Here is a 14,010-nt window from a genome sequence, read left to right as displayed (position 1 = left end):
ATTTCAACAGTGTATGCATCGCGTCATCTGTGTGTGGGGGAGGGAGGCGGGCTCAGAGCTCCAGGCTCAAAAATCCCTGCTGCTGGAGCTTGAAGATCTCGATAAAGGCGTTGTCGACCCGGGTCACCGCCGGGTGGAGGGTGGCCGGGTCGACCTGAAGCTGGGTCAGCGAGAGCCCGCAGGCGACCACGCGGCTGCCGCGCTCGCTCAGGCCGGCGATCTGGTGCGCCAGGTCGGCGGGCATGGTCTCGGCGACCAGCGATTCAACGGCCGGGCCGCAGACGATGACGTCGGCGCGTTCGGTGGGCAGCGCCTCGCCGTCGAGGAGGTCGTGGGCGGTCATCAGCGCGACCTTCAGGTGGCGCTCGGTGCGCACCGCCAGCAGCGTGCGCGCTGGGGCCGGGCTCTCGACGGCCGTCTCGGCGGGCAACTCGGCAGCCTGCGCCGCCTCGGGGCCGGTGGCGCAGGCCGTGGTGCCCACCAGGGCGATCAACAACGCCAGCAGGGTCCAGGGGGTAAAGCGTTTCATGGGGTCTCCTAAAAAAGGGGGAAGAGAACAAGGCCTACAAGGGCCACGGGAAGCTCAGTGCACGCGGGAGTCGCGTCGGGCCGAGCGCCAGGCATCCACGCCAAAGGCGTCAGAGCCGTGGGTGATGAAGAAGATCAGGCCGCCGGCCAGCCCCACGTTTTTAAAGAGGGGCCCCAGCGCGGCCATGTTGCCGATCTGCACGGTGATGGTGATGGGGATGATCAGCGCCAGCAGTCCCAGCGCCGCGGCCCGGGTGTAGACGCCGACCAGAAGCGCGACCCCGCCCACCAGGAGCGCCACGCCGCTGAGCACCACCAGGGGCTCGGCCGGCGCGAGCGAGGTGGCCAGATAGCCCAGCGGGGAGCCCTCCAGGCGCGCGGCGGTTTTGGCCGGATCGACCAGGTGACTGGCCCCGGCGACGATGAAGATGGTGCTGAGCATCATCCGAAAGAGCGCGCGCGCCGCCGGCTGCAGGCGTTCGGTCATCGCGGTGAAAGCGTCGATCATGAAAACTCCATTTTTAAACGATTCGATGATTGTTTAAGTGTTGGTCGTAGAAGGGCAGAGCCAGCCCCGGGGGCAAAGCCCCCGGGGCGCTGGCATCAGGCGGGTTTACAGAGGGGGATCAGGCGACGTGATCCGAGGGTTCGATCGGCAGGCCGGCGGCCCGCCATTCCAGAACGCCGTCAACGGCGCGGTGAGCGTCGAGTCCGGCGGCCCGCATCTTCTCGACCCCCTGGATCGCGGTGACGCAGTAGGGGCCCCGGCAGTACGCCACGATCGTGCGGTCGGTGGGCAGGTCTTTGATGCGCTGATCGAGCTCCGCGGCCGGGATCGAGCGGGCTCCGGGCAAGTGACCGGTTTCAAACTCCCGGGTGCTGCGCAGGTCGAGCACGATCACCTCGCCACGGGCGGCCCGCTCCATCAACTCCGGGGTGCGGAGCATCGAGAGCGAGTGGGGTTCCTCGGCATAGGTGTGCATCAGGTCACGGACCTCGGGCAGCTCGGTGAGTCCCAGATCGCGCAACGAGAGCCACAGCCGCTGGGTCGCCTCGTTGGCCAGCCCGTAATAGACGTGCTTGCCCTGGCGGCGTCCCACCACCAGGCGGGCCTGCTTGAGCACTTTGAGGTGGGTGCTGGTGTTGGCCATGCTCTGGTCCAGGCGCGTGGCGAGCTCTTCGACGGAGCGCTCTGACTGGGAGAGGATGTTGAGGATGCGCAGGCGGTGGGGGCTGGCCAGGGCCTGCCCCACCCGGGCGAAGGCATCGTAGAGCGAGGCGGGTAAGTCTTCGATGGACATGGTCTTCTCCGTGGGAGCCGGAGTCAGGTGTGGCGCGGCGAGCCAGCTGGCGGGCCGTGATTTCAACGCTTTCTTAAGTGTTAAAGCCCGGGGCCTTTATTCCGACCTTCGTCGCAAGTCGCGCTGGCGAGGTCGAGGCCCCGGGGAGTCCCGGGCATCGGGAGGAGCGGGGCAAGGGCGTCTTAAGGCGCGCCGGCCTCAGGGCCAGCGGGTCAGCGGACCCAGGTCGTGGACCTGCTCAAAGCCCTGGGAGCGCAGGTAGTTGCGGGCCTGCGAGCTGCGGTTACCCGAGCGGCAGTAGACCACGATCGGGCGCGCCTGCTCCGGGAGTTCGCCCTGGCGAGCCTGGAGCTCCTGCAGCGGGATGTTGAGGGCGCCGGGAATGTGACGCTCGTTAAATTCGGCCGGGGTGCGCACATCCAGCAGAAGTGCTCCCTCTTCGACCAGCTGGCGAGCTTCCTGGGGATCGATGAAGTTCATGCGTGACCTCACAATGGGGAGGGCGACGAGGATGACCAGCGCGATGAGCGCAAAGGTCATAAGGTTGGATGTCATCGTCTCTTCGTCCTGGTTGGGGGTTCGTGGGCCTTCGTTGGCCCTTCGCTGGTGGGTATTTGCGAGACCCGTGCCAACCCTTCAAATCACGTAAAATGGCGCCGATCCGGCCGATCCGGGCCCGATTCGCCGTGGCGTTGATTCATAAACGTTTCAAATGTTTCGAAAGTGTTTAGGTGATTGCAACGTCGCCGGGCACAAAATAGCGCGCCCGGCTCTGGGGGCGCGTGGCGAGTCCGGGGCTTGAGGGGGATGCCTTTGTCCGAGGCGCCCACGGGCCGCCCGACTCCGCGCCAGGGGGGCGCCGCGGCGCGTGATCAGGGAGGACGGGTTTGATCATCGACCCCTCGCGGTCCGCATGAAAGTAGGGGGCCTGAGGGCCCCCCCGGCCGGTGAGCTACAAAGGAGCTGCCATTCCCGGATGAGACCGGGCTATGAAAAGAGGAGGGTGATTTGTTAACGGGATGTTACATGTGAGGCGATGACAACCCCCCCGGGCGGCGGTCATGGTAGAGCGTCAGCCATGATGAAAAAGACCACCGGATAGGATGCGTGCGCGGAGGAGGCCCCCCGGTGGCGCGCGCCGGGCCGAGAAGGGATGAGATGAGCCAACTCAGCGCAGAGTTCGAGGCGCTCTACCGCGAGCATGCCCCGGCGGCGCGGGCCACCCTGATCCGTCTGCTGGGTGACTTTGATCTGGCCGAGGACGCGCTCCACGACGCCTGGCTCGCTGCGCTGCAGGCCTGGGTGGAGGGCGATCGCCTCTGCCCGCCGCATAACCCGCGCAGCTGGCTGATCTCAACCGGGCGCTTCAAAGCCATCGATAAACTGCGGCGTCGCTCGCGCTATCGGGAGAAGCTCGCGCTCCTGGCGGCCGGGATGGAGGCCCACGCGCCGGCCGCGGAGCTCGATGAGCGCGTGATTCGTGACGATCGCCTGCGCCTGATCTTTACCTGTTGCCACCCGGCGCTCTCGCCAGAGGCCCGCGTCGCGCTGACCCTGCGCGAGGTCTGCGGGCTGAGCACCGAGGCGATCGCACGGGCCTTTCTGGTCCGGGGGCCCACGCTGGCCCAGCGCATCGTGCGGGCCAAACGCAAGATTCAAGACGCGGGGATCCCTTATGAGGTTCCCGCACTCCAGGAGCTGCCCGGGCGTCTGGAGGCGGTGCTCTCGGTGATCTATCTGGTCTTCAACGAGGGGTACGCCGCCACCGCCGGCGAGGAGCTGATCCGTGGCGAGCTCTGCCAGGAGGCCATCGAGCTGGGGCGCCTGCTCCTGGATCTCTTGCCCGAGCCCGACCCCGAGGTCCTGGGGCTGCTGGCGCTGATGCTGCTTACCGAGGCCCGGCGCGCTGCGCGCGCCGACGCCCAGGGCGACCTGGTCCTGCTCCAGGATCAGGACCGCCGCCTCTGGGATCGCGCGCTCATCGCCGAAGGCGCCGGGCTCATCGCCCGGGCCTTTGCCGCTGGCGAGGTCGGCGGCTACGCGCTGCAGGCCGCCATCGCCGCGACCCACGCCCGGGCGCCGACCTTTGAGGCCACCGACTGGCCCGCGATCCGGGGCTTCTACGATCTCTTGATGCAGGCGACGCCCTCGCCGGTGGTCGCGCTGAACCGGGCGGTGGCCCTGGCCATGGACCAGGGCCCCGCGGCCGGGGTGCCCCTGATCGAGGCGCTCTTAGAGCGTGGCGAGCTTCAGCGCTATCACCTGGCTCACGCCGCGCTCGCCGACCTCTACCGCCGCCTGGAGCAGCCCGAGCGGGCCCGCGCCGCCTACGAGCGGGCGCTGGCTCTGACCGAACTCGAGCCCGAGCGGCGCTTTTTGCGCGCCCGGCTGCGCGAGCTACAGGACTGAGCCCGGGCGGCGACGCCCGGAGTTTTGCGGGCCTGTCGAATCCGGGACCGCCCGTTCGACCACGCTATGACCTGCGCACACCGGGGCTTCTTCGGTGAGCGTGTTCCGGGCTTTTGCCCCCCTTATAAGGAGACCACCATGAAATATGCCTGTCTGGTGTACGGTGACGAAGGCGCCCTGGCCACGATCAACGACCGGGAGTGCGCCGCCTATGGCCAGGAGATCACCGCCAGCGGTCACTACCAGAGCGGCCAGCCCCTGATGCCCGTGGCCACCGCCACCACCGTGCGGGTGCGCCAGGGCAAGGTCTCGGTGACCGATGGACCCTTTGCCGAGACGCGCGAGCAACTCGCCGGGTTTTATCTGATCGAGGCCCGGGACCTTAACGAGGCGATTCGCATCGCCTCGGAGATCCCGCCGGCGCGCGTGGGCTCCATCGAGATTCGCCCGCTGCGCGAGCTCGACGTGGAGTCCTGAAGCCCTTTATCCAAAAAATCTCGGCGGGCCTGTCGAATAGGGCTGCGCTCCTTCGACTACCTCCCGAACCCCTCCCGGGACCTCGTCCCGGGAGGCACACACACACGATCCCCGAGAGGCGGGGATCCTTACCCCGGGAATCCACCATGAACATCGTCCCCTACCTGACCTTTGACGGCACCTGCAAAGAGGCCTTTGGCTTTTACCGCGACATCCTCGGCGGCACGCTCACCGTGCACACCGTGGGCGACTCCGAAGTCGCCGATGAGATGCCCGCCGAGTATCGCGACCGAGTCATGCACGCCTGCCTGCAGGTCGGCGATCGCCTGCTGATGGCCTCCGATGCCCTCCACGGGGGCTATGAGACGCCCCGCGGCGTCAACGTCTCGCTCCATGCGGAGAGCCCCGAGGAGGCCGAGCGCGTCTTTGCCGCCCTGGCCGAGGGCGGCCAGGTGACCATGCCCCTGGAGAAGACCTTCTGGGCGCTGCGCTTTGGCATGGTCACCGACCGCTTTGGGACCCCCTGGATGATCAACTGCAACGAGCGGGAGTGCATCGACTAAGCCCCGCGTTAGCCAAACGCACATAAAAAGGCCGCCGCGACCCGGAGTCGCGGCGGCCTTTTTTGATCGGGTCCCGCTCAGTCCTCGTCGTCCTCATGAAACTGCCGGGCGGCCTCCGGGTGGATGCCGTGGGTGACCGAGATCCCCAGGTGCGTGCTCAAAAAGCGCTCGAAACTCATCCACTCCCCGGCCACCCGGATCGACTTGGTCCAGGCGCAGAGCGTGACGTAGCGCTCCGGGTTCTGGAGGTCGTCCAGGTTGGTGATGATGCCCTCCATCTCCCCGAGCAGGGCGCGGGTGCTCAGGCGTAGCTCCATGGCCTCGGTGACCAGGCCCGCCAGGTCTTTTAGGGAGGCTTCGTCCTCGGCGGTGAGTGCCCGGGGGGCAAAGTCCATCACCGCCAGCGCGCCCAGCGTCAACCCCCGGGAGTTCACCAGGGGGGCCGACACGTAAAAGTGCAGCCCCAGCTCTTTGGCCGCCTTCGGGTGGGCCAGCACCAGGGGGTCTGGGAGGGCCTCGCTGAGCAGGGCAGCGGCCTCCTCAAAGCGCACCGCCGCGCAGATGGCCGGGCTCCCTTCCCCGAGCTGGGCGCCTTGCGAGGCGGGCGCCTGGCAGGTCTCCGAGGCCTCGTCGATCAGAGAGATCAGGGCGATCGGCGTCTGAAAGACCCGCGCGCTCAGGCGAGCAATACGCTCAAAGGCCGCATCGGGTGGGGCCTCGAGGATGGACAGACGACGCAGGTCTTTCACGGGGGGAGTTCTCTACAGCCAACAGGAGGGAGGAGCGGGGAGAGCGCTGGTGAGCACGTCGTTCAGGCGCCCGAGGTCGACGTCTTGGGGGGATGGACCTTCGGGAGCGCCGGGATCCTTTCCCGGGGACGTCTCAAGGACAGACAAAGAGGCGCCAGATTAGCCCGCGGGTCCTTCCTTGGAAAGCCCCCCGGAGCCGGGGAGCTTCGGAAATCAGGAAACGATTCTGTGAAAAGTGACAATTATACCACCTTCGTGGGCTTGACCTTTTTGGCGATGTAAGATTTGCGTTCCAGAAATACTGAAATTTCGAAAATAAAGTAGACGAAGCGCTTTTCTTTTGGGATCTTTGGTAACTGATTGAAATGGTTGGGGTTTTTAGGGGTTTTGTAAAAATGTTTCTCGGGCGCCTTTGATAATTATTATTCTAGTGGTACTGGATTTATTAGAACACGTTTCTAGTACCAATCAGTCTTGCCGTTTTCCACGGTGAGGGGGGGTGTGGAGCCAAGCGGCGAGTATCGCTCATCAGGCCGACAACTCCATCGCCCAGGATATCGCCGTGAAGGCCAGGCAGGACCGCGCTACGTCCAGAGTGAATTTAACCGATACCGAGTTCGCAGGGGGCGAACTCCATACGAAGCTCGATGCTCTGGTCGAAGCCTGGAAGGAACTCGCAGGTCAGGGGGAAGAGGGACGCGAGCAGGCGCAAGCCCAACTCTGGGAGCTTCTGCGTCAGCTCAACACTCAGGAAGTCTCTCGCCGCCACACCATCCTCAGCACCATTTACGACTCCGGGGTGCTCGCCATGATGCGGGCCAACCGCGCGAGCCTGGAGAGCTTTGTGCGCCGGGCCGAGAACTGCGGGGCGGATCGCGTGGCCGTGCAGCTGCTCTTTGACCTGGCCAGCCAGCAGACCACCCAGCATGAGATCGCCCGCGGTTACCTGCAGCGCGCGCTGACGCTCAGCGGCGATGCCAACCAGGTCTATCGCCTGGCCGCCAAACTTGAAGTGGTGCTCTCCGACGACACCGAGCCCAACACCGTCACCGAGAGCGCCGATCGCCTCCCGCGCTCCCCTCGCCACTCTGGCGAGTTCGACGTGCCCGACGCCCGTCAGCGCACCTCGCCACGGCTCGGCGCGATGGTCGCGCTGGTCGAAGAGGAACCCGTCGACCTTCAGGAGGCGACCACGCTCAGCGCGCTGGGCTACGCCGAGATCGACGCTCGTCATCCCTCCCTCTTTGACCTTCCGCCGGCCAAACTCACGCCGGTCGACGAGGAGGACCCCACCGCGTCGACCCGGACCTTCATCGAGCCCACGCTCACCCGGACCCTCATCGGTACGCCGCCCGCCCCCACGGTGCCGGACACCGCCGAGGTTCCGGCCCCCTCGACGACTCCCGAGGCGCCCGCGCCGGCCGCCGCGGCCCCCGAAGACGATGGTTTTGAGCCCTCGGAGCTCTCTCGCCAGCGCCTGGAGAGTTTCTGGGAGCAGAACACCGGCCAGATGCAGATGGGCGCCACCTTTGAGAGCCGCGAGCTGGTGGCCGGCCATTGCTTTGACGTGCACTCCGAGGAGGAGGGGGCCTCGCTTCGCGAGGCCGCCGGAGCCCTGCGGAGCTTTGCGCGGCAAATCGCTCAGGCCCTGGGAGGCTCCACGGTGGTCGTGGCCCTGCCGACCGACGAGGGCAGCTGGCATGCCCTGATTGAAGAGGGGGACGTGGCCATCTTCCGCGCCACCTTTGGCGGATTCGGGCGCGCGATGCGCTTGAGTGAAGAGGTCGTGAAGGGAGAGCACGCATGAGTCTGGTGATGTTGAATGAGGTCACGTTCCGGGTGCGCGATCGCGTGCTGCTGCATCGGGTGGGGCTGGAGATCAGGCCTGGTGAGGTCGTCGCGCTGATGGGGCCCGGGAGCGCCGGTAAGTCCACCCTCCTGCAGGTGATCGCCGGGGTGCGGGGGCAGGGGGATGGCGAACGGCTCCGGGGCACGCTGCACTCCGCGCAGGTGACCCTGGTGCGCCAGCACCTGGCGATGATGGCCGGCACCGTGGAGTCGTACCTGCTGGGGCGCCTGTCCGGTCGCGAGGGGTTGAGCACCCGCGAGTCTCGGGAGCTGGCGATGCAACGCTGCGCCGAGCTGGGGATGGAACTCCAGGAGTCCGACTTTGACCAGGAGGTGGTGCTCCTTCCCCCCCCGCGCCGCGCCCAGCTCGCGATCGTCGGGGCGCTGCTGGAGGGGGCGGATGTCATCGCCGTCGATGAGCCCACCGCCCAGATGAACGAAGAGGAGGCCGCTCCCCTCCTGGAGATGATCGCGCGGGCGCGCACCCAGAGCTCGGTGGTCTGGGTCTCGCACCACCAGCGCCGGGTGCGCCAGGTGGCCGATCGCGTGGGGCTGGTGGTCGCCGGCCAGTTGGTGGCGCTCCTGCCCACCGCGGAGTTCTTTGGTGAGGACGCCCCGACGCCGGTGCGCCACTTCGTGCGCACCGGGGGCTGCCCCCGCGACTTAATCGAGCTGCCCGAGGTCACCGAGCCCTTTGACGAGTCCGGCACCCCGGCGCTGCGCGCGATCTGCGTGCCGGAGCCCCGGATCCTCTCGGAGGCGCCGGCGCCGGCCCCCGAACGCGCGGTCCCCGCGGAGCCCAAACCGCTGCCGAAGCCGGCGACGACTCCCGGCGCCCGGGTGCTCCGGATGCCGGGCCGCCGGGTCCGTGCCGCCGAGCCCGAGCCGGCGAACCCGACCGCTCGCCGGGTGCTGCTGGAGAGCCTGCCACGGGTCCTGGGCTTAAAGGCGCGCAGCCTTCCGCCCGAGGTGCAGGCCCCCCGCGATCTGGGCTGGCTGATCACCGGCGTGCTCGGCGGGTCGCCTCGCCCCGGTCTGCACCGCGACGATCTCGAGGATCTGCACGCCCTGGTTGAGCTGGGCGTCGCGCACCTGATCGATATGCGGGCCGAGGTCACCCCGCCGCCCCGCGAGCCGGTGCCCGGGTTGCGGGGCCACTACTTCCCGGTCGTCGATATGGAGGTGCCCGAGCTCCCGGAGATGGCCCGCTGGTGCGTGCGCATCGAGGACTGGCTGGCCCAGGGCCAGCCGGTGGTCGTGCACTGCGAGGCCGGCCTGGGCCGCACCGGCACGCTCCTGGCCAGCTTCCTGATCTACCACGGCGTCGCCCCCGACCAGGCCATCAAGCTGGTGCGCCGCGTGCGTTCGGGCTCGATCCAGAGCGACGCCCAGACCGCGTTTCTTTTTGAGTTTGAGCGCTGGCTCAACACGTCCATTCGCCCGGGGCTTCGGTGAGTTTTTCCGCCAGGTTCCGGGCAAAGGGTTTGAGGTGCGGCGTGGGCACGCACCTCAAAGGGGAATCTCCCCAATCTTTTCGCAGCCCCACATTCAATCCCGAGAGGAGTACGTCATGTCGTTGAACGATGCCATTCAGACCGCCGTCCGTGAAATCCCCGAGTGCGTTGCCGGCGGATACGTTGATATGTCCACCGGAATGCTCATCGGCGTCAAAACCGTCGAATCGCACCCCCAGGATGTGCTCGATATGGTCGCCGCCGCTACCGCGGATCTCTTCCAGGGCCGCAACGTCTCGACCATCGAGAAGATGTTCCGCAACGCCCGCGGGCTGGAGCAGGACGGGCACCACTACTTCCAGGAAATCATCGTGTTCAGCGATAACCTCCTGCACATCTTCCAGCGCTGCAAGCAGAACCCCGAGCACGCCGTGGTCTGGGTTTGCGACCGCTCGGCCAACATCGGGATGGCCCTGACCAAGTCGCGGATGCAGCTGCCCAAGATCGAAGGCGCCCTCTAAGAGGCGTGCTTGATGTATCCGATGACCTGATACATCTGAGATCGCAGGATGTATGAATGGCAGCAGGGCCGGCGCACAAGCGCCGGTCCTGTTTTTTTATGCGCGCTGCCCGGCACCCGTAGCCGCCGGGCTTCTCGCGAACCTTGTCGATCCGCAGGTCGTAGCACGCGCGCTCCCCCCAAAGGGGCGATCGGGCGATCGCTGAGGATTCATGCGCTTATACGACCTTAGTTTAAAATGAAACAGGGTCGATTAAGCGCTGAGAGAGGGCTTTTGCAGTTGAACCAGGGTCGATTAAGCGCTGAGAGAGGGCTTTGCAGTTGAACCAGGGTCGATTAAGCGCTGAGAGAGGGCTTTTGCAGTTGAACCAGGGTCGATTAAGCGCTGAGAGAGGGCTTTTGCAGTTGAACCAGGGTCGATCAGGTGCTGAGGACGTGAGTTTCAATGGGCGCGGGGGTCGATCAGGTGCTGAGGACGTGAGTTTCAATTGGCGCGGGGGTCGATCAGGTGCTGAGGACGTGAGTTTCAATTGGCGCGGGGGGCGATTAAGCGCTGAGGACGTGAGTTTCAACCGGCGCGGGGGCAAGGGGAGGACTACCCCTCTTTGAGGGGGCCGATCTGGCGGAGCGCGTCGATGCGGGTGTCGACCTCCCGGTGTTCCTGGGCCAGAAAGTCCTGGATGGCGAGGCGCAGGCGTTGGTCGCGGATGTAGTGCGCGCTGTAGGTGGCCGTGGGGGTGAAGCCGCGCTCGTATTTGTGGTCGCCGCCGGCCCCGGGTTCAAAGACCTGGAGTCCCTGCGCGATCGCCCACGTAACCGGGGCGTAGATGCAGGCCTCAAAGTGGGCAAAGCGCACCTGGCGTTCGCAGCCCCAGTAGCGCCCGAAGAGGTGGGTATCGTCGACCAGGTTAAAGGCGCCGCCAAAGGGCTCCCCCTCCTGCTCCAGCATCATCAGGTGCAGGGCCCCGGGCATCGCGCGGGCGATCTCCACGAAGAAGGCCTCGTTGAGGTAGCGCTCCCCGTAGAAGAACTTATCGACGGTGTCGGCATAGTAGCGGTGCATGCGCCGCATCACCTCGTCGGTGAGCTCGTCGCCGCGCAGCACCCGGGCGCGCACCCCGGCGCGTTGCAGCTCGCGGCGCTCCCGGCGGATGGTCGCCCGGCGTTTGGCGCGAAAGGCCCCCAGAAACCCATCGAAGTCGGTGTAGGGCGCGCCGCTTACCGGGTCGTGGTTCTGCCACTGGTACTGGATGCCGGCGCGGATCGGCAGGCCGAGTTCGGCGAAGAGGGCGCGGTCCTCGGGGCGGATGAAGTTAAAGTGCAGCGAGGAGAGCCCGGCCTGGTCGGCCAGCGCGATGGCCGCGCGCACCAGGGCGCGCATCACCGCCGGGCTGTGCGCCTCGGGCCTGACGAGCACCCGCGCGCCGGTGACCGGGCTAAAGGGCACCGCGACCACGGCCTTGGGGTAGTAGGGGATGCCGGCGCGGTGGGCGGCCTCGGCCCAGCTCCAGTCAAAGACGAACTCCCCGCGGGAGTGGAATTTCAGATAGAGGGGCAGCGCGCCCACCAGGGCATCGTCGGCGAAGGCGCAGAGGATCTGGGGCACCCAGCCGCTGGCCTCGTCCAGGCAGCCGGTGCGCTCCAGGGTGCTCAAAAACGCGTGGCTCAAAAAGGGGTTGGTGTCCGCGCTCAGCGCGTCCCAGGCGGCCGGGTCCAGGGTGCCCACGCCCGGGCGAATCTCGATACGCAGCTGCTCCATGTAAAACCTCCAGGGGGAAACGCGCGGGGGGGGGCGGGTGAGCCGGCCTCCATAGCCGGGGCCGAGGGCGACCGAGGGGCGCCTCCGCGGGTGATACGCCATTGTTCGCCGCGCGTGATCTGTGCGACCATAGGCCCACTTTGAAGTGCCTCCCACAGACCTCACACGTAGCTCAGGAGCGCTGGATATGCAGGTGGCGCAAGATCAGATCGTTAAAAAAGTCCTCGCCAGGCAGTCCTACCCCATGCTCTTCGCCTCGGTGGTGGGCAGCCATCTCTACGGCTTCCCATCCTTCGACTCCGATCATGACATTCGCGGGGCCCACGTTCTTCCGCTGGAGAATGTGGTGGGGCTCTACAATGAGCGCGAGACCCTCGAGCTCTTTGAGCACATGGATGGCGAGAAGATCGATTTCGTTTCGCACGACGTGCACAAGTATTTCACCCTCTTGCTCAAGCGAAACACCAACGTGCTGGAGCAGATTTTTTCACCCCTGGTGCATCATCGCACGGCCTATTTTGACGAGCTGCGCGAGATCGCCGGGGAGTGCATCACCAGCAACCACGGCCATGCCTACCGCGGGTTTGCCCAGAAGATCTGGGCGGTGTTTGAGAAGCAGCGCAAGCTCAAGCCCCTGCTCTACGTGTTTCGCACGCTCCTGACCGGCATGTACCTGATGGAGACTGGCGAGGTGGAGGCCAATATCATGCGGCTGAACCACCGCTATCGGCTTCCCTACCTGGGGGACCTGATCGCGCTAAAGCTCCACGGCTCCGAAGAGACGCTGATGGAAGACGCCGACATGAGCTTTTACGAAGGGGAGTTTCGCCGGCTGATGCGCCAGCTCGACGACGCGCGCTTCCACAGCGATCTGCCCGAGGAGCCGCGGGGCAAGCCCGAGCTCCACGACCTTCTGGTGCGCCTGCGCCTGGAGTACGGCGGCTGAGGCCGCTTTTCGGCCGGCCGCCGGCCGCACTGCTGACATCCCCCGGGGGGGCTCAGGCCACGTAGATGGTCTTGACGTTGGTGAACTCGTGGATGCCTTCGGCGGCGAGCTCACGGCCAAAGCCGGAGTCTTTGATGCCACCAAAGGGCAGGCGCGGATCGCTTTTGACGATCTCGTTGACCGCGACGAAGCCGGCGTGGAAGCGGGAGACCAGGGTCTGGCCACGGCTGCGGGTGGTCCAGAGGCTGGCGCCCAGGCCGTAGGCGCTGGTGTTGGCCAGGCGGATGGCGTCGTCGACGTCGCGGGCGCGCACCACCGCGGCCACCGGCCCGAAGGTCTCTTCGTCGAAGGCCGGCATCTCGGGGGCGACGTCCACCAGGAGGGTGGGGGCGTAGAAGAAGCCCTTGCCCTCTAAGGGGTGGCCGCCGACCAGACAGCGGGCGCCCTGGCGGATGCTGCGTTTGACCTGCTTATGGAGCTCATCGCGCAGGTCTTTGCGGGCCATCGGCCCCACATCGACCGCCTCGTCGTGGGGATCGCCGACCTTGAGCTCTTCGATCGCGCTTTTGAAGCGGGTCACGAAGGCCTCGTAGACGGGCTCCTCGACGATGAAGCGTTTGGCGGCGATGCAGCTCTGGCCGTTGTTCTGGAAGCGACCCACCAGGGCCTTTTCGACGACCTCTTCCAGGTCGCAGTCGGCCAACACCACAAAGGGATCCGAGCCGCCGAGTTCCAGCACGCATTTCTTGAGCGACTCGCCGGCGATGGAGGCCACCTGGCGGCCGGCGCCGGTGGAGCCGGTGAGCGTGACGGCGGCCACGCCGCTGTGGCGGATCACCTCTTCGGTTTTGCGCTCGTTGATGAAGAGGTTCTGGAAGGTACCGGTGGGGAAGTCGGCCGCGTCGAAGAGCTCGACGATGTCGCGGGCGCAGCCCGGGGTGTTGGGCGCGTGTTTGAGCAGCGCCACGTTGCCGGCCATCATCGCCGGGGCGGCGAAGCGGAAGACCTGCCACAGGGGGAAGTTCCAGGGCATGATCGCCAGCACCGGGCCCAGCGGGGCGTAGGTCACGTAGGAATCGGTGGCCTCGGTGTCGATATGGCGAGTTTCCAGCAGGGCGCCGGCCTGCTCGGCGAAGTAGTCGCAGGCCCAGGCGCATTTTTCGACCTCGGCGCGGGCCTGAGCGATGGGTTTGCCCATCTCGTCGGTCATCCGACGGCTTAGGTGGCTGACGCCGCTGCGGAGCTCGTCGGCCAGGAGGCGAAAGTGCCGGGCGCGCTCCACGATCGGGGTGAGACGCCAGCGCTCAAAGGCCTCGTGGGCGCGGTGAAGGCGCGCGATGATCTCATCGTTGGTGTGGTGGGGGTACTCGGCGATGAGCTCTTCGGTGGCGGGGTTGATAGCACGCATGAACACCTCGGCAGATGCGTAAGACGACGTAAGACAGGTTGGCGGGTG

At 66.4% G+C, this 14,010-nt stretch carries 14 protein-coding genes; 7 read left to right on the top strand and 7 right to left on the bottom strand.

The annotated features are described in order from the left end of the window. Positions 1-52: 52 nt before the first annotated feature. The 4 genes from DL240_RS10490 to DL240_RS10475 all read right to left on the bottom strand — a co-directional run bounded on the left by DL240_RS10490 (position 53) and on the right by DL240_RS10475 (position 2,384). Positions 53-529 (bottom strand): DsrE family protein, encoded by a 477-nt coding sequence (locus DL240_RS10490; RefSeq protein ID WP_111729846.1) that lies wholly within the window; start codon positions 527-529, stop codon positions 53-55. Between the two features lie 54 nt (positions 530-583). Then, positions 584-1,036, bottom strand: coding sequence for a DoxX family protein (locus DL240_RS10485; protein WP_199589789.1), 453 nt, complete (start codon positions 1,034-1,036; stop codon positions 584-586). A gap of 118 nt (positions 1,037-1,154) precedes the next feature. Next, on the bottom strand, positions 1,155-1,829 hold the full coding sequence (locus DL240_RS10480; RefSeq protein WP_111729845.1) for an ArsR/SmtB family transcription factor: 675 nt from the start codon (positions 1,827-1,829) through the stop codon (positions 1,155-1,157). Between the two features lie 198 nt (positions 1,830-2,027). Further along, positions 2,028-2,384, bottom strand: a complete 357-nt coding sequence (locus tag DL240_RS10475; RefSeq protein WP_111729844.1) for a rhodanese-like domain-containing protein — start codon at positions 2,382-2,384, stop codon at positions 2,028-2,030. 603 nt (positions 2,385-2,987) lie between these two features. Here DL240_RS10475 and DL240_RS10470 point away from each other — a divergent pair. The 3 genes from DL240_RS10470 (at position 2,988) to DL240_RS10460 (ending at position 5,278) form a co-directional block, all read left to right on the top strand. Next, positions 2,988-4,238, top strand: coding sequence for an RNA polymerase sigma factor (locus tag DL240_RS10470; RefSeq protein ID WP_111729843.1), 1,251 nt, complete (start codon positions 2,988-2,990; stop codon positions 4,236-4,238). Positions 4,239-4,376: 138 nt separating this feature from the next. After that, complete coding sequence (locus tag DL240_RS10465) at positions 4,377-4,715, top strand: YciI family protein (RefSeq protein ID WP_111729842.1); 339 nt, start codon at positions 4,377-4,379, stop codon at positions 4,713-4,715. A 146-nt stretch (positions 4,716-4,861) separates the two neighbouring features. Further along, positions 4,862-5,278: a VOC family protein gene (locus DL240_RS10460; protein ID WP_111729841.1), complete on the top strand. Its 417-nt coding sequence runs from the start codon at positions 4,862-4,864 to the stop codon at positions 5,276-5,278. A 77-nt stretch (positions 5,279-5,355) separates the two neighbouring features. Here DL240_RS10460 and DL240_RS10455 read toward each other — a convergent pair whose 3' ends face one another. Next, positions 5,356-6,027 carry a GAF domain-containing protein gene (locus DL240_RS10455; protein WP_111729840.1) on the bottom strand — a complete coding sequence of 224 codons (672 nt, stop codon included), beginning with the start codon at positions 6,025-6,027 and terminating at the stop codon, positions 5,356-5,358. Positions 6,028-6,526: 499 nt separating this feature from the next. On the opposite strand from DL240_RS10455, the gene DL240_RS10450 reads away from it, so the two are divergent. The 3 genes from DL240_RS10450 (at position 6,527) to DL240_RS10440 (ending at position 9,850) form a co-directional block, all read left to right on the top strand. Then, on the top strand, positions 6,527-7,834 hold the full coding sequence (locus tag DL240_RS10450) for a hypothetical protein (RefSeq protein WP_111729839.1): 1,308 nt from the start codon (positions 6,527-6,529) through the stop codon (positions 7,832-7,834). Beyond that, positions 7,831-9,330, top strand: coding sequence for a phosphatase domain-containing putative toxin (locus DL240_RS10445; protein WP_111729838.1), 1,500 nt, complete (start codon positions 7,831-7,833; stop codon positions 9,328-9,330). Before DL240_RS10450 ends, DL240_RS10445 begins: the two co-directional genes overlap by 4 nt. Before the next feature lie 115 nt (positions 9,331-9,445). Then, a complete protein-coding gene (locus tag DL240_RS10440; protein WP_111729837.1) occupies positions 9,446-9,850 on the top strand; it encodes a hypothetical protein in 405 nt (134 codons plus the stop codon). A gap of 594 nt (positions 9,851-10,444) precedes the next feature. Here DL240_RS10440 and DL240_RS10435 read toward each other — a convergent pair. Further along, complete coding sequence (locus DL240_RS10435; RefSeq protein WP_158542478.1) at positions 10,445-11,608, bottom strand: GNAT family N-acetyltransferase; 1,164 nt, start codon at positions 11,606-11,608, stop codon at positions 10,445-10,447. Positions 11,609-11,795: 187 nt separating this feature from the next. On the opposite strand from DL240_RS10435, the gene DL240_RS10430 reads away from it, so the two are divergent. After that, entirely contained in the window at positions 11,796-12,554 is a 759-nt protein-coding gene (locus DL240_RS10430) for a nucleotidyltransferase domain-containing protein (protein WP_111729835.1), read from the top strand. Between the two features lie 52 nt (positions 12,555-12,606). Here DL240_RS10430 and DL240_RS10425 read toward each other — a convergent pair whose 3' ends face one another. Next, positions 12,607-13,962 (bottom strand): NAD-dependent succinate-semialdehyde dehydrogenase, encoded by a 1,356-nt coding sequence (locus DL240_RS10425; RefSeq protein WP_111729834.1) that lies wholly within the window; start codon positions 13,960-13,962, stop codon positions 12,607-12,609. Between the last annotated feature and the right edge of the window lie 48 nt (positions 13,963-14,010).

This window comes from Lujinxingia litoralis, from assembly GCF_003260125.1.
In the GTDB taxonomy this organism is placed as follows: Bacteria; Myxococcota_A; Bradymonadia; order Bradymonadales; family Bradymonadaceae; genus Lujinxingia; species Lujinxingia litoralis.
Note: the sequence above shows the minus strand (reverse complement) of the source record. Positions and strands in the feature narration are given on the sequence as shown.